At 68.2% G+C, this 18,459-nt stretch carries 16 protein-coding genes; 8 read left to right on the plus strand and 8 right to left on the minus strand.

The window, feature by feature from the left end:
• Positions 1 to 10: 10 nt before the first annotated feature.
• Positions 11 to 3,577 carry a patatin-like phospholipase family protein gene (locus WDLP6_RS15775; RefSeq protein WP_162593103.1) on the minus strand — a complete coding sequence of 1,189 codons (3,567 nt, stop codon included), beginning with the start codon at positions 3,575 to 3,577 and terminating at the stop codon, positions 11 to 13.
• Positions 3,578 to 3,703: 126 nt separating this feature from the next.
• Here WDLP6_RS15775 and WDLP6_RS15780 point away from each other — a divergent pair, with 126 nt between their 5' ends.
• From WDLP6_RS15780 to WDLP6_RS15785, 3 genes are all read left to right on the plus strand, one after another.
• Positions 3,704 to 4,351: an MBL fold metallo-hydrolase gene (locus tag WDLP6_RS15780; RefSeq protein WP_232077081.1), complete on the plus strand. Its 648-nt coding sequence runs from the start codon at positions 3,704 to 3,706 to the stop codon at positions 4,349 to 4,351.
• On the plus strand, positions 4,351 to 4,611 hold the full coding sequence (locus WDLP6_RS35110) for an MBL fold metallo-hydrolase (protein WP_232077472.1): 261 nt from the start codon (positions 4,351 to 4,353) through the stop codon (positions 4,609 to 4,611). Before WDLP6_RS15780 ends, WDLP6_RS35110 begins: the two co-directional genes overlap by 1 nt.
• A gap of 490 nt (positions 4,612 to 5,101) precedes the next feature.
• A complete protein-coding gene (locus WDLP6_RS15785) occupies positions 5,102 to 6,700 on the plus strand; it encodes a hypothetical protein (RefSeq protein WP_162593104.1) in 1,599 nt (532 codons plus the stop codon).
• A gap of 18 nt (positions 6,701 to 6,718) precedes the next feature.
• Here the strand turns inward: WDLP6_RS15785 and WDLP6_RS15790 are convergent, their stop codons facing one another.
• The 7 genes from WDLP6_RS15790 to WDLP6_RS15820 all read right to left on the minus strand — a co-directional run bounded on the left by WDLP6_RS15790 (position 6,719) and on the right by WDLP6_RS15820 (position 14,519).
• Positions 6,719 to 6,898, minus strand: coding sequence for a hypothetical protein (locus WDLP6_RS15790; protein WP_162593105.1), 180 nt, complete (start codon positions 6,896 to 6,898; stop codon positions 6,719 to 6,721).
• A gap of 17 nt (positions 6,899 to 6,915) precedes the next feature.
• Positions 6,916 to 9,300: a DNA topoisomerase IV subunit A gene (gene parC, locus WDLP6_RS15795; RefSeq protein ID WP_162593106.1), complete on the minus strand. Its 2,385-nt coding sequence runs from the start codon at positions 9,298 to 9,300 to the stop codon at positions 6,916 to 6,918.
• A 36-nt stretch (positions 9,301 to 9,336) separates the two neighbouring features.
• Positions 9,337 to 10,224, minus strand: a complete 888-nt coding sequence (locus tag WDLP6_RS15800) for a lytic transglycosylase domain-containing protein (protein ID WP_162593107.1) — start codon at positions 10,222 to 10,224, stop codon at positions 9,337 to 9,339.
• 22 nt (positions 10,225 to 10,246) lie between these two features.
• A complete protein-coding gene (locus tag WDLP6_RS15805; RefSeq protein ID WP_162593108.1) occupies positions 10,247 to 11,068 on the minus strand; it encodes a hypothetical protein in 822 nt (273 codons plus the stop codon).
• 13 nt (positions 11,069 to 11,081) lie between these two features.
• On the minus strand, positions 11,082 to 11,708 hold the full coding sequence (locus tag WDLP6_RS15810; protein ID WP_162568073.1) for a class I SAM-dependent methyltransferase: 627 nt from the start codon (positions 11,706 to 11,708) through the stop codon (positions 11,082 to 11,084).
• A 106-nt stretch (positions 11,709 to 11,814) separates the two neighbouring features.
• On the minus strand, positions 11,815 to 13,812 hold the full coding sequence (locus WDLP6_RS15815; RefSeq protein WP_162593110.1) for a DNA topoisomerase IV subunit B: 1,998 nt from the start codon (positions 13,810 to 13,812) through the stop codon (positions 11,815 to 11,817).
• Positions 13,813 to 13,823: 11 nt separating this feature from the next.
• Positions 13,824 to 14,519 (minus strand): TetR/AcrR family transcriptional regulator, encoded by a 696-nt coding sequence (locus WDLP6_RS15820; protein ID WP_162593111.1) that lies wholly within the window; start codon positions 14,517 to 14,519, stop codon positions 13,824 to 13,826.
• 65 nt (positions 14,520 to 14,584) lie between these two features.
• Between WDLP6_RS15820 and WDLP6_RS15825 the strand changes: the two genes are divergently transcribed.
• From WDLP6_RS15825 to dapA, 5 genes are all read left to right on the plus strand, one after another.
• Positions 14,585 to 15,355 carry a sterol desaturase family protein gene (locus WDLP6_RS15825; RefSeq protein WP_162593112.1) on the plus strand — a complete coding sequence of 257 codons (771 nt, stop codon included), beginning with the start codon at positions 14,585 to 14,587 and terminating at the stop codon, positions 15,353 to 15,355.
• A 112-nt stretch (positions 15,356 to 15,467) separates the two neighbouring features.
• Positions 15,468 to 16,691 carry an MFS transporter gene (locus tag WDLP6_RS15830; protein ID WP_162593113.1) on the plus strand — a complete coding sequence of 408 codons (1,224 nt, stop codon included), beginning with the start codon at positions 15,468 to 15,470 and terminating at the stop codon, positions 16,689 to 16,691.
• Positions 16,692 to 16,703: 12 nt separating this feature from the next.
• Positions 16,704 to 16,850 (plus strand): hypothetical protein, encoded by a 147-nt coding sequence (locus WDLP6_RS15835; RefSeq protein ID WP_162565133.1) that lies wholly within the window; start codon positions 16,704 to 16,706, stop codon positions 16,848 to 16,850.
• Positions 16,847 to 17,383 (plus strand): class I SAM-dependent methyltransferase, encoded by a 537-nt coding sequence (locus WDLP6_RS15840; RefSeq protein ID WP_232077082.1) that lies wholly within the window; start codon positions 16,847 to 16,849, stop codon positions 17,381 to 17,383. Before WDLP6_RS15835 ends, WDLP6_RS15840 begins: the two co-directional genes overlap by 4 nt.
• Before the next feature lie 71 nt (positions 17,384 to 17,454).
• A complete protein-coding gene (dapA, locus tag WDLP6_RS15845; protein WP_162568076.1) occupies positions 17,455 to 18,381 on the plus strand; it encodes a 4-hydroxy-tetrahydrodipicolinate synthase in 927 nt (308 codons plus the stop codon).
• The last annotated feature ends 78 nt before the right edge of the window (positions 18,382 to 18,459 follow it).

Below are 18,459 nucleotides of genomic sequence, written 5' to 3' on the forward strand. Positions count from 1 at the left end.
GCGGCCCTGTTCAGTTCCCGTAGGTATCCCGGGCGCGCGGCAGCCAGACCTCGATTGCATCGGCCGCGCCCTTGAGCGAGCGCGGCAACAGCTTGATGGTCCACGGCTGCCCGGTCGGCGATGCGGCGGTCTGCACCAGCGCCTGGGCGCAGGCGCGCTGCGACTCGTCGCGGATGATCACGCTCGGCTGCGGATGGCCGGTGGGCGGCGAGCGCCCGGCCTGGCGCGAGGTGCGCAGCACGTCCTCGACCGGCGGCACCGAGGCACCGAGCGCGTGCCAGGGCTCGCGCAACGCGCGCGCCGCGTCGCGCAGCGCCGGTCCGTAGAGCTGGATGTAGACCACGACGCCACGGCACACGTCGGCTGCGGGCACCGGTGCGCCCCCGGCCTCGGGCGGCGTCGCACCGGCCTCTCCGGACGCTGCGCCGACCTGTCCCGGTTCGATGCCACGCATGGCCGAAGGCGCAGGAGCCTCCACCGGCGGCGGCGCGGCCGCGACCTGGACGGCAGGGCCGCCGGTCACCACGTCGCGCAGCCACACCACCGCCGGCCATGGGGTCGGTGCCGTGCCGCTGCAGTTTTCCTTCGACGCCGTCTGGCCGCTGTAGTCGCGCGCCCAGTAGCGCGGCGCACAGGCCGGCGCCCGCGTCGGCTGCAGGCAGTCGATGCCGTTGCCCGCGTCGAGCAGGCGCGCACAGGCCGGCGTGCGCTGTTGCGGCGCTTCCTTGGCGCACGCGCGCTTGGCATCGTCGACGATCTGCACCGAGAGACGGAACTTGGCCATGAAGTTGTCGCTGCCCTCGCGGCACAGCAGGTCGCCGGTACGCAGCAATTCGGCCGCCAGCAGCGAGGGCGCTTCGCTCGCCGAGGTGCCGGCCGGCAGGTGCGCCCAGACGTTGCTCAGGTCCTTGAAGGCGGTGTTCTCGGACTGCTCGGTCGCAGCCTGCTGCGAGCGCCAGTTGTCGATGCCCTGCCAGGCCGCGACGCCGAAGGTGGCGGCGGTGCCCAGCCCGACCGATGCCGTCACCGCACCGGCCTTGATCACGCGCGCCTGCAGGCGGCTCATCTTGCCGACGGCCGCGGCCGCAGCGCCGTCGCTGCGCTCGCCGGCCGTGCGCGGCGCATCGGCATCGTCCACCGGCAGCGACTGGCCATCGTCGGGCACGAAAAGCCCCTGCGCACCCGCCGCGACCTGGTCGAGCAGCTCGCCCTTGAGCCGGTGGCCGATCTCGGCGCCGAGCTGGAAGTAGCTTTCCCACTGCGCCTCGTCGAAGAACTGGTCGGTGGTCGGCTGTTGCGGAAAGAGCGGATTGGCAGCCTTGAAGTTCACCAGGTCGACCGGCAGCGCGGCCGAGACATTGGGCTTGACCAGCACGATCTGCCCCGTGGCGCCGCTGGCGTAGCGCACGTTCGCCATCGCAAGACAGGCCTGGCTGCTGGGCGAAGCGAGGTCGTTGAGCGAACCGAAGGCCTCCCGGTGCGACCACTCGGCGTCCGGTTGCGGTTTCATGAAGGTGATCTCGGCATTGAGGTCGATGCGCGCGCGGCGGATCAGGATCTCGAGGTCGCAGAAGCGGTAGTCCGGATCCGCGCCGCAGTCCGCGATCACGATCAGCGCGGCCTGCTGACGCAGCAGCGCATAGGCGCCGGTGTTCTCGAAATGGCCGCCGTCGCTCAGGTACCAGTTGGCCGAGCTGCTGCCCGGGAAGGCGCCAAAGCATTCGAGCAACAGGAAGCGCGTCTTCATCAGGAGCGTGCTGCCACGCGCGGCGGCGCCGCGCTGCACCATGCCGGCGTCGGCGCTGTCCCACCAATAGCCGAGCCGGAGGCCCGCGAACACCGACAGCGCGGAGATGCCGCGCTTGGTCACGCGGCCCAGGCCCGGCGCGATCGCGGCGCCCGAGATCGCGGTCCAGGCACCGAGCGTGAGCGCGGCCTTGGCACGGGCCTGCAGCCACGCGCCGCCGCCGGCCTGCATCCAGCCGAGCGGACCGATGGTCAGCGGCAGGCCCTTGCGATCGCGATTGAACAGCCGCTCCTTGGAGTCGTGCGTCTGGTTGATGCAGACATTGACCAGATGCACCGGCCCGCCGTGCAGATGCGGCGCATAGTGCAGCTGCGCGATGTCGTCGTGCGCATCGACCTCGCCCACCGGCACCTGCGGCGGTTCGAGCCCCGAGATCTCGTCGGTCGGGCTGGCGCCGAGCCGCCGCGCATTGGCCGCACCGAGGTAGCCGCGCACGATGCGCGCGCGGTAGAACATGTGCAGCGACGAGATGTTGAGAAAGGCGAAGTTGCGCCCCGTGACCAGTGCATAGGAGCCCACGATCACGCCGATGGTCCCGAGCCAGACCCAGCCGCGCGAGAAGTCGAGCCCTTCGGGCGTGAAGACCTGCAGCAACACGGCTGCGTACACCACGCCGATCCACCAGGCCGCAAGGCAGAAGGCCAGCACCAGCCCGAGCAGGCTGGCCAGCGTCAGCAGCACCGTCTTGCCGATGCCGGGCGCCTGGCCCTTCTGCGACAGCAGCGTCGGCAGCACGCCGCGCAGCGCCGCCGCCGCGACCAGCAGCACGGCGCCGTAGGAGATGCGCTGCTGCTGATTGTCGGCCGCCAGCCACCAGGCGCTGCGGTCGAGCAGGCCGAGCAGGCCGATCAGCAGCGCGGTGTTGAGCACCGAGGCCAGCGCATCGGTCAGCTCGTTGCGCAGCTGGCTGGCGTTGCGCTGCCGGCCGCGCCAGAGCCCCCACAGCAAGGCGACGATCCAGCACAGCGCGAAGCCGACGAAGGCCGGCGCGAGCCATTGCGGGCCGCTGTAGTGATGGACCAGTTGCGGACCCACCCAACACGCGCCGGCGCCGAGCGCGCACCACATGCCGACCTGCAGGAACATCGAGGAGGGAGATGGCTTGTCGCGCACCGACCAGTAAGCGCACGCGAGCACCAGCGACGCGATGAAGGGTCCGATCCAGGTGAACCACAGCGTCGGCACCTGCGTGGCCCATTGCACGATCGCAAGCAGCGCCTGCGTGCTGGTGAGTTCGGCGCCGGCGAGCGCCACGTCGGCCTGTGCGCCATCGAGGTCCACCGCGCGGAACACCGCATCCCACAGCAGCAGGTTGGTGGCGGCGAGCACCATGCCGATCAGGCTCGCGGCGATCGCGATCTCGACGTGCGTGCCCAGCAGGTTGCGCAGGTAGAGCGCGGTCGCGAACAGCGTGTCGCGCATGCCGCCCGGGATCAGGTAGCGGCCGTTGGCGCGCAGCCACCAGCCGAAGCGCGAGCGGTCGACATCGCCGAGCGTGCGCTCGATCTCGCGCACCTCGTCGGCCGAGCCGGCATTGGTGCACAGCCGTCCCAGCGCGGCGCCGATGTAGCCGCCGCCGGACACGGTGGAGATCAGGTCGAAGCGCAGCAACTGCCGGCGCGACGCCAGCGCCTTGAGCAGGCCGAGGCAGAAGGTCGCGCTGCGGATGCCACCGCCCGAGAGCGCCAGCCCCCAGGGCCGTCCGCCGTCGTCGCTGCCGTTGAGCGCCATGCGACGGGCGTTCACCAGCTTCTGGATGGTGTCGTCCATGCGGCTCCTCGTGGTTCGGCGTGGAATATTTCACCTTTGGCAGGCGCGATCAATGGGACGAATGGTCTATGCCGGATTCAGTAAGCTCGGCGCGGCGCCTTTGCCCGCTCGATGAATTCGCACGCCATGTCCATGCTGCCCTCCTTCGCCTTCGCACACCGGTGCCTGCGGCCATGCCGGCTGCATGCGGCGCTCGCCGTCGCGGCCTGTGCCCTGCTCGCGGCCTGCGCCGGCCATGGTCCTTGCGACGCATCGCCCTATGCGTCATCGCCGCAGTTCAAGGGCTGCGGTTTCCGCAACCCGCCGAACCCGCAGGCCCTGCCCTCGGCGAGCCCATGGAAGATCTGGCCGAGGTTCCTGTTCGAGACCAAGACCGGCACCATGCCGATCGACCCGATTCCGGTGCACGCGCTCGGCGCCGCACAGCTCGATGCGCTCGATCCGCAAGCCAACCACGTGGCGCGCATCGAGCATTCGTCGAGCCTGCTCAAGCTGCGCGGCAGCTACTGGCTGATCGATCCGATGTTCAGCGAGCGCGCGTCGCCCTTCCAGTGGATCGGGCCCAAGCGCTTCGACGAATCGCCGATCGCACTCGCGCAGCTGCCGGCGATCGAGGGCGTCATCATTTCGCACGACCACTACGACCATCTCGATGCCGCGATCATCGGCTACCTGGCGCAGCGCGCGCAACGCTTCTACGACAGTGGCGACGGCGGCTATTCGCCGAACTTCAGGCAATCGGCGAACGCTTCGGCGGCTTCGACCTGGCGCTGATCGAGAACGGCGCCTACGACAGCCACTGGCCCTCGGTCCACATGACGCCGGAGCAAAGCGTGCAGGCCTTCGAGGACGTGCACGCCCAGGTGCTGCTGCCGGTGCACAACAGCACCTTCGACCTCGCTTTTCATCCGTGGCAGGAGCCGATGGCGCGCATCGCGAAGCTGGCCGAGGACAAGCACATGACTTGCTCCCTCCCCTTCTGGGGGAGGGTTGGGGTGGGGGCTTGCGGGCCTTTGATTTGGCGTTGTGTTTGATGTGAGGCCGGAGCCGGGAATTCGCCCCGGCGGGCGAGTCATTGGCAATTGGCAATTGGCAATTGGCAATTGGCAATTGGCAGCTGGCAGCGTTACTCGATGCCATTTGCGCAGCCGAGCGAAGCGATGGCCCGAGAAACACATATACGCGCCATGGCGCGTTGACCCCAAGCCCCTCTGTGCGCGCCGAAAAGCGAGCACCGCAGGTTGCCCGTAGCGAAGCGGAGGGTCGCGCACAGTGGGGTCGCCTTTCTTTGCTTACTTTCTTTGGCGAGACAAAGAAAGTGAGTCGCCCGCCGGGGCGAACTCCCGGCTCCGGCCTCCGATCAAACGCAGCGCACAGTTCAAAGCCCCGGAAGCCCCCTCCCCAACCCTCCGGGGAGGGAGCAAGACCTCGACAGAGGACCTACGCCGCCCGCTGTATGGCCGCCAAGCGCCATCCGAGTCACAGTCGTCGTCCCGCCGCAGCCCGGCGCCGACAGGACACGCCATGAGCAGCAACCGCTATCCGATCATCTACGTGCGCGGCTACGCGATGACCGCGTCGGAGCGCGACGAGACGGCGGCGGATCCGTTCTGCGGCTTCAATGTCGGCTCGACGGTGTACCGCGCCACGGTCGACAAGAACGCGGCGGCGCAGAAGTTCGTCTTCGAGTCGCCGGTGGTGCGGCTGCTGTCGGAATACGGCTACCAGAACGTCTACCAGAACGGCCTCGACATCCTCGATCCGGACTGGAAGCCGCCGCCGGACGATACCGGCCGCGACGTGGACGGCATCGCATCCACCTCGATCGTCATCTATCGCTACTACGACGCCGGGTCCGCGCTCCTGGGCGACGGCCAGGCGCGCGACGTCAAGACCTACGCGACAGGACTCGGCCAGTTGATCCTGCGCGTGCGCGACCTGGTCTCGCAGCACCCCGGCGCCGGCTTGACGAAGGACGAATTCCGCTGCTACCTCGTCGCGCATTCGATGGGCGGCCTCGTGGTGCGCGCCTTCCTGCAGAACCATGCGCTCGGCACGCCCGAAGCGCGTGCCAGCGTCGACAAGGTGTTCACCTTCGCGACGCCGCACAACGGCATCGACGTTGCCGGCATCAACGTGCCGACCTGGCTCTCGGCCAGCGAGATGAATACCTTCAACCGCGACAAGATGGCCGACTACCTCGACACGTCGGCCGCGGCCGACGGGCGCGTCGACTGCCTGCCCGCCGGCATCCAGCCGTCGCCGGAGCGCTTCTTCTGCATGATCGGCAGCAACCGCGGCGACTACGAAGTGGCGCAAGGCCTGTCGCGCATGTTCGCCGGCCAGGGCAGCGACGGCCTGGTGCGCATCGACAATGCCGCGCTCTGGTACAAGGACGACGCCGGCAAGCTCAAGCCGACGGCGCGCGCGTTCACCTACCGTTCGCACTCCGGCTTCTTCGGCATCGTCAATTCCGAGGAGGCCTACCAGAATCTGGTGCGCTTCCTGTTCGGCGACGTGCGGGTCGACCTGTGGTTCGATGTCGACCAGGTCGCCTTGCCGCCCGACATCCCGAAGGACGCGGACGTCGATGCGCTCTACCAGGTCGAGCTGCTGGCCGCGCCGCGCGGCAAGCGCTGGTACCTGAGCCGGCGCGTCGCCGAGGAGGACTCGCCGGCCTGCCGCACCCACAAGGAACTGACCGACGCCGCGAACCCCGACAACAAGTCGATCTACCTGTCGACCGTGTTCCTCGCCAACCGCGCGAAGGTGGATCCGAACCGGCGCACGCTGGCCTACGCGATGACGCTGGGTGTGCGCGTGCCCGACTACCAGGTCAACAAGAAGTTCTGGCTCGACGGCCACTACGAAGGCAGCTCGCTCTACCGCGACACGCTGATCATCGAGATGGAACCGCCGCCCGAAGGCAGCACCAGCCACCAGTGGAACGTGAAATACGGCTGGCAGACCGACACCGCCGGGCAGGCCTCGCTGCCGATCAGCTATCAGCAGGTGATCGACGGCAAGCTCGAGTTCGTGGTGCCGCTCTCGCAGCAGGGCGCGGCGCTCAGCACGCCGGGCATCACGGGCCGCGTGCGGCTGCAGGTCGGCGCCTGGAGTTGAGCCGGATGCGCGCGTGCTTCAGCGGTGCCTGCGCCGTTCGCGTGCACGCCGCACCTGGCGGCTCTGGCTGGCCGCGGTCGCGGCGCGTTCGCGCTCGGTCTTCTTCTGCTGGCTGCGGCGCGACCACCAGCGCGTCAGCAGAAAGCTGACGAGGCCGAAGCCGAAGGCGACGATGAGGCTGATGAGGGTGGCGTCCACTTGTTCTCCAGAGCGGCCTACTGTACGCGCACGATGCTCGCCGGCTTGAAGCCGAGGTCGGCCGCCTTGCCCTTGCGCGCGCGGGCGGCGCGCGCATTGTTGAGCGTGCGGATCTCCAGCGTCTCCTCGCGTTCCTTGCCGCCGCGGCCGATGCCTTCGATGCGCACGCTGCGCGTGTAGGCCGCGGCGCCTGCGAGCGTGTCCTTGGGATCGAGGTCGATCAGCGTGAGCCCGCGGCCGCCCTTGGGCAGCGCCTTCAGCTCGCCGATCTCGAAGCTCAGGATGCGCCCGCCGGTCGATGCGCAGGCCACGTGCGTCGCCGCCGGCAGCGGCTCGGCGCCGCCCGCGCCGCCGACCAGCGAGGGCCGGCACAGCTGCTCGCCCTCGCCGACGTCGATGAAGGCCTTGCCGCCGCGCTGGCGCGAGACCATGTTCTCGACCGCCGCGATGAAGCCGTAGCCGCCGCTGTTCGACAGCAGCAGGCTGGCGCCGAGCGGGCCGGCGAAATAGTGCGCGACGTGCGTGCCGCTGTCGAGATCGATCAGCGTCGTCACCGGCTGGCCGTCGCCACGGCCGCCCGGCAGCGAGGCCACCGCGACGCTGTAGACGCGCACGCCCTTCTCCTTGGCGGTGCCGAACACCAGCAGCGTGTCGACCGAACGGCATTCGAAGGCGCCGTATAGCGCATCGCCGGACTTGAAGCTGTATTCGGGTGCCGGCGCGCCCGCGGCACGCTCGCTGGCCCAGCCCTTCTGCGTGCGGACCCAGCCCTTCTGCGAGACGATCACCGTAACCGGCTCGTCGACCACGCGCACTTCGGCGACGGCGCGCTTCTCGGCCTGGATCAGCGTGCGGCGCGCGTCTTCGAAGCTCTTGGCATCGGCCTCGATCTCCTTCACCAGCAGGCGGCGCAGCGCCGCGGGGCTGCCAAGGATGTCCTCGAGCTTCTTCTGCTCTTCGCGCAGGCCCTTGAGCTCCTGCTCGATCTTGATGGCCTCCAGGCGCGCCAGCTGGCGCAGCCTGATTTCGAGAATGTCCTCGGCCTGCCGATCGCTGAGCGCGAAGCGCGCGATCAGCGCCGCCTTCGGATCGTCGGCGGCGCGGATGATCGCGATCACCTCGTCGATGTTCAGCAGCACCAGCTGCCGTCCCTCGAGGATGTGGATGCGGTCCTGCACCTTGCCCAGGCGATGCCGCGAGCGCTTTTCGACAGTGATCTCGCGGAAGGCGATCCATTCGTTGAGCATCTGGCGCAGCGATTTCTGCGTCGGCTTGCCGTCGATGCCGACCATTGTCAGGTTGATCGGCGAGGAGGTCTCGAGCGAGGTCTGCGACAGCAAGGTGGTGACGAACTCGTCCTGGCTGATGCGCGAGGTCTTGGGCTCGAACACCAGGCGCACGGCCGCGTCCTTGCTCGATTCGTCGCGCACCACGTCGAGCACCGAGAGCACGGCCGCCTTCAGCTGCGTCTGCTCGGCCGACAGCGCCTTCTTGCCGGTGCGGACCTTGGGGTTGGTGAGTTCCTCGATTTCCTCCAGCACCTTCTGCGTGCTGACGCCGGGCGGCAGTTCGTTGACCACCAGTTGCCACTGGCCGCGCGCGAGGTCCTCGATCTTCCAGCGCGCGCGCACCTTGAGCGAGCCGCGGCCGGTGCGGTAGGCCTCGGCGATGTCGGCGGCGCTGCTGATGATCTGCGCGCCGCCGGGGTAGTCGGGGCCCGGCACCAGGGTCAACAGCTCTTCTTCGCTGAGCTTGCCGTTGGACTTGATCAGCGCCACGCAGGCATCGGCGATCTCGCGCAGGTTGTGGCTCGGGATCTCGGTGGCCAGGCCGACCGCGATGCCGCTGGCGCCGTTGAGCAGCGTGAAGGGCAGCCGCGCGGGCAGCAGGCGCGGCTCTTCGGTCGAGCCGTCGTAGTTGGGGATGAAGTCGACCGTGCCTTCGTCGATCTCGTCGAGCAGGAGGCTGGTGATGCGCGCGAGGCGCGCCTCGGTGTAGCGCATGGCGGCGGCGCCGTCGCCGTCGCGGCTGCCGAAGTTGCCCTGGCCGTCGACCAGCGGATAGCGCTGCGAGAAGTCCTGCGCCATGCGCACCAGCGCGTCGTAGGCGGCCTGGTCGCTGTGCGGATGGAAGCGGCCGAGCACGTCGCCGACCACGCGCGCGCTCTTGACCGGCTTGGCGCCGACGGTGCCGTTGGCGCCGCCGAAGCCCAGGCCCATGCGCGACATCGAATAGAGGATGCGCCGCTGCACCGGCTTCTGGCCGTCGCTGACGTCCGGCAGCGCGCGGCCTTTGACGACGCTGAGCGCGTATTCGAGGTAGGCGGTCTGCGCGTAGTCGGCGAGCGTGAGCGCGCCGTCTTCTTCGGGGCTCTGGAGATCGAGAGGCGGTTGGGAGTCCATGTCTTGGCTGCTTCTTCTTCGGTGTGGGTTCGGTGTCTATTCGGTGATCGGTGTCGAGCGGCCGGGCACGCGCGGCATATAGGGCGAGATCCGGAGTTCCGGCATCGCCGGCATGTCCTGCGGCTCGGCGGGCGGCATGTTGCCGCGCCCGATCGCGCCGCCGATCTGCATGCGGATGCGGCCGGGCGTGCGGCCGCCGCCCAGGGCGACCGAGGGCTTGAGGTAGGCGTAGAGCTGCAGCACGGTCTTCACGTAGTCCTGCGTCTCGCGGTAGTTGGGGATCTTGTTGCCGGCGCGCTGGACTGCGCCCTCGCCCGCGTTGTAGGCGGCGAGCGCGAGCTCGATCTCGCCGGGAAACATCGCGATCAGGTCGTGCAGGTAGCGCGTGCCGGTGGCGATGTTGATGCGCGGATCGAAGAGCTTCTTCTCGATCGTGTTTCGCTTGTCGGCCGACACGCCGTAGCGCTGCGCGGTCGCCGGCAGCACCTGCATGAGGCCGAGCGCGCCCTTGGGCGAGACCGCCTGCGCATCGAAGCCCGACTCGGTGGCGACCAGCGCCTGCAGCAGTTCGTAGTCGATCGCATGCTTGCGCGAGGCGTCTCGCAGCGCGGCCTTGGCCACCTTGTAGCTGGGCGATGCCTCGAACAGCGACATCAGGGTCTGCGAGGCCTTCGGCACCTTGCCGCCGATCGCACCCCGGCGCGCGAGCGGCCCGATGCCATCGGCCGTGTCGAAACTCTGGCCGCCGCGAAAGAAGATCTGGTAGCGCGCGTCGAGCTTCTCGGAGGCGAAATGAGCCACGCCCTTGTCATCGATGTAGCCGTAGATGTCGGCCGCATGGACACCCATCGAGCAGGCCACCAGCAGCCACGCCACGATCCACCGGATGTGCCGCCTCAGGCTGCCGGACCACGAGTTCTTCATGCGCTTCGAGCCATGGACAGGATCAGGAACCCGACCGTCGGCGATCGAACTCGTCGATGAAAAGGCGCAGGCCCGTGTCGACGTAGGACATCTTGAGCGCGTCGAGCACGAGCAGATCGCGCTGCAGATGCGCGGGCCAGAGCGGATCCGGCAACGCGCTGAAATCGCAGGCCACGGTATTCCAGTCCTCGACACACAGGAGGAAGCTCGCAATCCGCTCCTGGAGGAATGCCTTGAACTGGTAGATGTTGGCCGCAGGGTTGTGAGCGGTGAAGGTCACGAGATGACGCGCCAGCGGGTGGCCCGGATCCTCCGCGATGCGAAACAGGGCCTCGCCGACCTCGAACCACCGCCGCCAGAAACGAGGCGTGGCCACGAAGTAGTTGCAGAACACCGTGGTGCGCGTACTCATGACGAGTTGCCGCAGATCGACGCGCCATCCCGCGGCATCGAAAAAGGCCTGCGACACCGGCAGCAAGCCGGGATGAAAGCGCTCGCCCTGCTCGAAGACATTGCGGAAATAGCAGGCCGCGCCCCACACCGGAGAAAACAGGTAGACGTCCGCGCGGGAAGCCGTGCCGTCCCCGACGAACTGCCGCACCGCCTCGGCACTCAACCCCGTCTTGGTCCTGAACTTCGGCGAAAAGAAACCGTAGAGATCGTTCTCGTTCAGGACGCTGCCCAGAAAGAAGCGCCGGATGCTCCAGTACTCGAACCAGTCGGGCCGGGCGTTCGCCAGATTGTCCATCGGGACGAAGCCGGGATCGAGCGCGGCCCGGGTCGCTTCGTCGTAGAAGATCTGATGAAGGTGAATCTGCCGCAGGGGGGGCGCAAGCGCTTTCACAGCGAGGTCTCTCTCAGTACACGCCGAGCACGTTCACGCGCTGATAGTGCTCATGGAACGCCGCCTGAAGGCGCCGAGCCTGCGCCTGGGTCTGCTCGTCGACCTGCAGCCCGACACCGAAGAAGTACAGGTCGTGCGCGCTCAGATCCTGGAAGAAGGCCCAGACCGAAAACCAGGCGTCGTGGTTGACGATGCCGGCGAAGTCCGCGGCTGCAAGATTGCAGTAGTAGTTTTGCCCCTGACCGTGCGTCAGCGGCGAATCGAAAGGCAGGAACTCGGCGGTGCCGTGCTGGCGGCGCCCGTGGGTGGCGCAGGTCATGATGACGAGCCCGTCGCCCTTCACCATCCGCAGCATGTTGAGCCAGGTCTTCTTCCAGCCGGGGTTGTGCTCCATGGCCTCGCAGGAGATCAGCACGTCGGCGCAGTTGGCCGCCCCGCCGTAATCTTCGCCACGACAGACCAGATCGACGTCGTTGCCCTCGCCGACATCGAGCCCCACGTAGTTGCAGCCCGAGAAGAACTCGCGCACCGAGCCGTTGATGTTCAAGCTGCCAACCTCGATCACGCTCTTGCCCTGGAAGAAGCCGGGCAAGTGCTGACTCACGCTGTTGACGAAAAACCGCTGCTGTTGATGTGACACGATCCTCTCCCCTTCCATGGTTATCCGGCCCCCGCGCGCCCCGTCCGTCGACGCGGAGCGGGCCGCCGCGCCGTTCACCGGACGCCGCTCTGAATGGGTCTTGCCTTCAGACGTCGATCTCGACGTCGTCGGCCCTGAGCTCCATCAGCTCGCGCCGCGCCGCGGCTTCGCCCTTGCCCATCAGCTTGGTGATCTCGCCCTGGGTGCCGGTGACATCGAAGCGGCCCAGCCGGACCTGCAGCAGGCGCCGCGTGTCCGGGTTGAGCGTAGTTTCCCACAGCTGTTCGGCGCTCATTTCGCCCAGGCCCTTGAAGCGGCTGATGCTCCAGGCGCCTTCGCGCACGCCGTCCTTGCGCAGCTTGTCGAGGATGGCGGTGAGTTCGCCTTCGTCGAGCGCATAGACCTTGGCCGCCGGCTTCTTGCCGCGTGCCGGCGCATCGACACGGAACAATGGCGGCTTTGCGACATACACGTGGCCGGCGTCTATCAATTTCGGAAAGTGGCGGAAGAAGAGCGTGAGCAGCAGCACCTGGATGTGCGAGCCGTCGACGTCGGCATCGCTCAGGATGCAGACCTTGCCGTAGCGCAGGCCGGACATGTCGGGCGTGTCGTCGGGGCCGTGCGGATCGACGCCGATGGCCACCGAGATGTCGTGGATCTCGGTGTTGGCGAACAGGCGGTCGCGCTCGACCTCCCAGGTGTTGAGCACCTTGCCGCGCAGCGGCAGGATGGCTTGGCTTTCCTTGTCGCGGCCCATCTTGGCGCTGCCGCCGGCCGAGTCGCCCTCGACCAGGAAGACCTCGTTGTGCGCGATGTCCTTGCTCTCGCAATCGGTCAGCTTGCCGGGCAGCACGGCGACGCCGGAGCCCTTGCGCTTCTCGACCTTCTGCCCGGCCTTCTGCCGCGTCTGCGCGGCCTTGATGGCCAGCTCGGCGAGCTTGCGGCCGTAGTCGACATGCTGGTTGAGCCACAGCTCGAGCGCCGGCCGCACGAAGCTGGACACCAGCCGCACCGCGTCGCGCGAATTCAGGCGCTCCTTGATCTGGCCCTGGAACTGCGGATCGAGCACCTTGGCCGAGAGCACGTACGAGGCGCGCGCGAACACGTCCTCGGGCAGCAGCTTGACGCCCTTGGGCAGGAGCGAATGCAGCTCGATGAAGCTCTTCACGGCATTGAACAGGCCATCGCGCAGCCCGCTCTCGTGCGTGCCGCCGGCGCTGGTCGGGATCAGGTTGACGTAGCTCTCGCGCACCGGCTGGCCGTCTTCGGTGAAGGCCACGCACCACTCGGCGCCCTCGCCCTCGGCAAAGTTGTCGGCATTGCGGTCGGCATGGCCGGCACCTTCGAACAGCGGGATCACCGGATCGCCGTTGAGCGTCTGCATCAGGTAGTCGCGCAGGCCGCCCTTGTAGAGCCAGGTCTGGGTTTCCTTGGTCTTCTCGATCACCAGCGTCACGGTGACGCCCGGCATCAGCACTGCCTTGCTGCGCAGCAGGTGCGTGAGTTCGTGGATCGGCAGCACCGGCGACTCGAAGTATTTCGGATCGGGCCACGCGCGCACCGTGGTGCCCTGCCTGCGGTCGCGCGGACCATCGCCGTTGGCGGCGCTCGCGCTTTCCTGCGGGCGGATCTTGAGCTTCTCGATCACGTCGCCGCCCGAGAATGCGAGCCGCGCCACCGAGCCTTCGCGGTACGTGATCACCTCGAGCCGCTTGGACAGCGCATTGGTCACCGAAACACCAACGCCGTGCAGCCCGCCCGAGAAGCTGTAGGCACCGCCCGAGCCCTTGTCGAACTTGCCGCCCGCATGCAGCCGCGTGTAGACCAGCTCGATCACCGGCGCCTTCTCTTCCGGATGCAGGCCGAAGGGAATGCCGCGGCCGTCGTCCTCGATGCCGACCGAGCCGTCGGTGTGCATCGTGACCTTGATCTTCTTGCCGTAGCCGGCGAGCGCTTCGTCGGCCGCGTTGTCGATCACTTCCTGGATGAGGTGCAGCGGGTTTTCGGTGCGGGTGTACATGCCCGGACGCTGCTTGACGGGCTCGAGGCCCTTGAGGACGCGAATCGATGCCTCTGCGTAACTGCCTGGTTCCTTGCTTGCCATGGCGCGGGATTCTAGGCGCTGCCCTTGGAGGCCCCCGGATCGCGCGATGCCTGCCGCAGGCGGGCGGCATCCCGCTTCATGGCCGCGAGCAGCGCCTCGACGCCGAGCGCGAAGGTCGCGTCCCAGTGTGCCGGCTTGAAGTACGGTGCGACGCCGACGAGCTGCGGACATTCGCGCACGACGAACTCGTCGCTCACCGGCTCGGCCGCCGAGGGGCCCTTGGCATAGCCCGCGCTTTCGTCGAGCCCGGCGCCCGTGATGTAGTAGCCGATAGCGCGGAAGTAGCGCGCGGCGGTTTCGGCGTCCGGCACCACCGCGCTGATCAGCACCAGGATGGATTCGATGAAGCGCACGCCCGTCGGCGTGTTGAGGCGATGCACCGCGACCAGCGGAAAGAGCGCAGGAAAGCGGCTTGCCATCGCCCGGTAATCGTAGATGCTGCGGCGGACACGGTCGATCGGCGACAGGCCGGGAGGCGGCGGCTCGATCGAGCGCAGCGCATGGTCGACCATCGCATCGAGCAGATGCTGCTTGCTGGGGAAATGATGGTAGAGGCTCATGGCCTCCCGGCCCAGCCGCTGGCCGACCTTGCGCATGCTGAGTGCGGCCAGCCCGTCGGCCTCGACCTCGTCGAGCGCGGCCTGCACGATGCGTTCGGGCGACAACGGCAGCGCTGCCGCGCGCCTTGGGTTCCGGCTTGTCTTCATGCTTGAAATCTTACATCGTAAGGGATAGACTTCGAGCAGCCTTACGCCGTAAGAAGAAGTGCTCCATGGAAGCTGTCGACCTGGTCGGCCTGCTGGTGCCGACGACTTATCTCGTGCTGCTGGCGATCGAGGCCCGCTGGCCGGCCCGGCGTTTTCCTGCGCGACGCGGCTGGCGCTGGCTGGGCGTGGGCTTCCTGGTATTGATCGGCACCACGGGCGCGGTGGTGCCGATGCTGCTGCCACTCGACTGGATGGCCGCGCATCGCTGGATGGACGGCACGCCGCTCGGCGTGGTCGGCGGCACCGCGGTCGGCTGGCTGGTGCTGTCCGGCCTGGCTTTCGCCTGGCACCGCGCCTCGCATGCGATCTCGCCGCTCTGGCGCTTCGGCCACCAGATGCACCACAGCCCGCAGCGCATCGACATTTCCGGCTCGGCGCTGTTCCATCCGGCCGAGATGGTGGTGCAGGTGCTGATCCAGCTGTTCGCCACGGTGATCGTGCTCGGCCTCGATCCGCTGGCGGCCGCGCTGGTCGGCTACGTCGCGGCCTTCCACGGCATGTTCCAGCACTGGAACGTGCGCACGCCGCAATGGCTGGGCTATGTCATCCAGCGGCCCGAAGCGCATTGCGTGCACCACCGCCGCGGGCTGCATGCCTGCAATTACGGCGACCTGCCCTGGTGGGATCTTCTGTTCGGGAGCTTTCGCAATCCACGCGATTTCGACGGCGACTGCGGCTTCGAGGCGCCCGCCGACCGCAGCCTGGGCGCGATGCTGGCCTGGCGCGACGTGAACGCGCCGCTGTACGGCACGGCCAGCCGGGGCGCGGCGAACTGAAACCGTCGCGCGAGCGGCCGGCGGCGAACGCATCAAAGCCGGCCGAAAATTTCAACAATCGCCGCCGCGAGCGATCCCGTCCGCGGCACCGCTTTTGGGTACATTGCACGGGATGTCTTCATCCCCCGCCCGCCCTTCTCTCGGCCTCGTGCAGGTCCTGTTCTGCGGCGCCATGGTCGTCACGCTGTCGATGGGCATCCGCCATGGCTTCGGACTCTGGCTGCAGCCGATCACGCAGGAGCAGGGCTGGTCGCGGCAGACCTTCTCGTTCGCGATCGCGATCCAGAACCTGGCCTGGGGCGTGATCGGCGTGTTCGCGGGCATGCTGGCAGACAAGCTGGGCGCGTTCCGGGTGCTGCTGATCGGCGCCGTGTGCTATGCGCTCGGGCTGGCCGGCATGGCGCTGTCGCCGACGCCGCTGCTGTTCACGCTGACGGCCGGCGTGCTGATCGGCGCGGCGCAGGCGGGCACCACCTACGCCGTCGTCTATGGCGTGATCGGGCGGCAGATTGCGCCCGAGCGCCGCTCCTGGGCCATGGGCGTGGCGGCGTCGGCCGGCTCCTTCGGGCAGTTCCTCATGGTGCCGATCGAGGGCCAACTGATCTCGCGGCTCGGCTGGCACACGGCGCTGATCGTGCTCGCGATGATGGTGCTGGTGATCGTGCCGCTGGCCTTCGGCCTGCGCGAGCCGCGCAGCTCGGCCGCGGCCACCGTGCCACGCGAGCAGACGGTCGTGCGCGCGGTGGCCGAAGCCTTCCGCTACCCGAGCTTCGGCTTCCTGATGGCCGGCTATTTCGTCTGCGGCTTCCAGTTGGCGTTCATCGGCGTGCACATGCCGAGCTACCTGCGCGACAAGGGCCTCGGGCCCGAGGTCGCGAGCTATGCGCTGGCGCTGGTCGGGCTGTTCAATGTCTTCGGCTCCTACCTCGCGGGCATGCTGGGCCAGCGCTTCGCCAAGCGCAAGATCCTGGCCGTGATCTACCTGGGCCGCGCGATCGCGATCGCGCTCTTCATCGGGTTGCCGATCTCGCCGCTCTCGACCTATGTGTTCGCGGCGGTGCTCGGCTTCCTCTGGCTGTCGACGGTGCCGACCACCAACGCGCTGGTGGCGCAGATCTTCGGCGTGGCGCACCTGTCGATGCTGAGCGGCTTCGTGTTCCTGAGCCACCAGGTCGGCTCGTTCCTCGGCATCTGGCTCGGCGGCTATCTCTACGACAGCACCGGCAGCTACGACATCCTGTGGTACATCGCCATCGCGCTCGGCGTGTTCGCCGCGCTGATCAATCTGCCGGTGCGGGAAAGCGCGATCGCACGGCCGATCGCGCAACCCGCCTGAGCCTGCACGACCATGAACACGAAGCCGACGCTGCACCAACGCCTGCGCCATGCCGGGTGGCTGGCCGCAGCGGCGATCGTGCTGGCCGGCGTGTTCGCGCTCTACACCCGGCCGGCGTTCATGGTGACGCTGATCGACCAGTTCTGGGCCTGCTTTTGAAGCACGCGACGCTCACGCCCTCGCCCTGGATCGTGCGCTGGTCGCACCTGCCCGCAGCCGATGCCGCGGTGCTCGACGTCGCCTGCGGCGCGGGCCGGCACATGCAGTGGTTCGCGCAACGCGGCCATGCGGTGACCGGCGTGGACCGCTCGCCGGAGGCCGTCGATGCGGCCGGCCGCTTCGGACACGCCGTGCTGGCCGACATCGAGGCCGGGCCATGGCCCTTCGCCGGCCAGCGCTTCGGCGCCGTGGTCGTGACCAACTACCTCTGGCGGCCGCGCCTGCCCGACATCGTCGCGGCGGTCGCGACCGGCGGCGTGCTGCTGTACGAAACGTTCGCAATGGGCAATGAGACCGTCGGCAAGCCGTCGCGACCGGATTTCCTGCTCGCGCCCGGCGAGTTGCTCGCCGCCTGTGCACCCTTGCGGGTGGTGGCCTACGAGGACGGCTTCCTGAGCGGGCCGGAGCGCTTCGTCCAGCGCATCGCGGCCGTGCGCCCGTCCGGCGCCGCGCCTGCGCGCCACCCCCTCTAGGGAAAGCCCGCACGGGCCTTCGCCGCCGGACCGTTCCGGCCCGCGCCGGGGCCGTCCGGCGGATCAGTAGAATGTGTACCTTTCGTGCAACCGACAAAGAGATTCCCTTGGAGCAACTGACAGGCAGCATCGTCGCGCTCGTCACGCCGATGCATGACGACGGCAGTGTCGACTATCCCGCCTTGCGCCGGCTCATCGACTGGCACATCGACGAAGGCACCGATTGCCTCGGCGTGGTCGGCACCACGGGCGAGTCGCCGACGGTCGATGTCGAAGAGCACTGCGAGATCATCCGCGTCTCGGTCGAGCAGGCCCGCGGGCGCGTGCCCATCATGGCCGGCTGCGGCGCGAATTCCACCAAGGAAGCGATCGAGCTCGCCAGGTTCGCCAAGGGCGTCGGCGCCGACTCGCAATTACAGGTCGTGCCCTACTACAACAAGCCGACGCAGGAAGGCCAGTACCGGCACTTCAAGGCGATCGCCGAAGCGGTGGGTGACCTGCCGACCGTGCTCTACAACGTACCGGGCCGCACCGTCGCCGATATGGCGCACGACACCGTGCTGCGCCTCGCGCAGGTGCCCGGGATCATCGGCATCAAGGAAGCGACCGGCAACATCGAGCGTGCGCAGTGGCTGATCCGCGACCTGCCGAAGAATTTCGCCGTCTACTCGGGCGACGATCCGACCGCCGTGGCGCTGATGCTGTGCGGCGGCCAGGGCAACATCAGCGTCACCGCCAATGTCGCGCCGCGCAAGATGCATGAGCTCTGCATGGCGGCGATCGCCGGCGATGCGAAGCGCGCGATGCAGATCCAGTTCGAACTGATGCCCCTGCACCGCCACCTGTTCGTCGAGCCCAACCCCATTCCCGTCAAGTGGGCCATGGCTCGCCTGGGCCTGTGCGGCGGCGCGCTGCGGTTGCCGCTCACCGAGCTCGGCGAAGCGAGCCGCCCGGTGGTCGAATCCGCGCTGCGCGCGAGCGGCCTGCTCAAGGACTGAGCCATCTTTACTCGCCGTACGCGAACGCCGGCAACCTTTTGCGCGGCCTGCGCTCTGAAAGACGGGCGCTGCGGCCCA

Origin of the sequence: Variovorax sp. PBL-E5 (genome assembly GCF_901827185.1) — a bacterium.
GTDB lineage: Bacteria > Pseudomonadota > Gammaproteobacteria > Burkholderiales > Burkholderiaceae_C > Variovorax.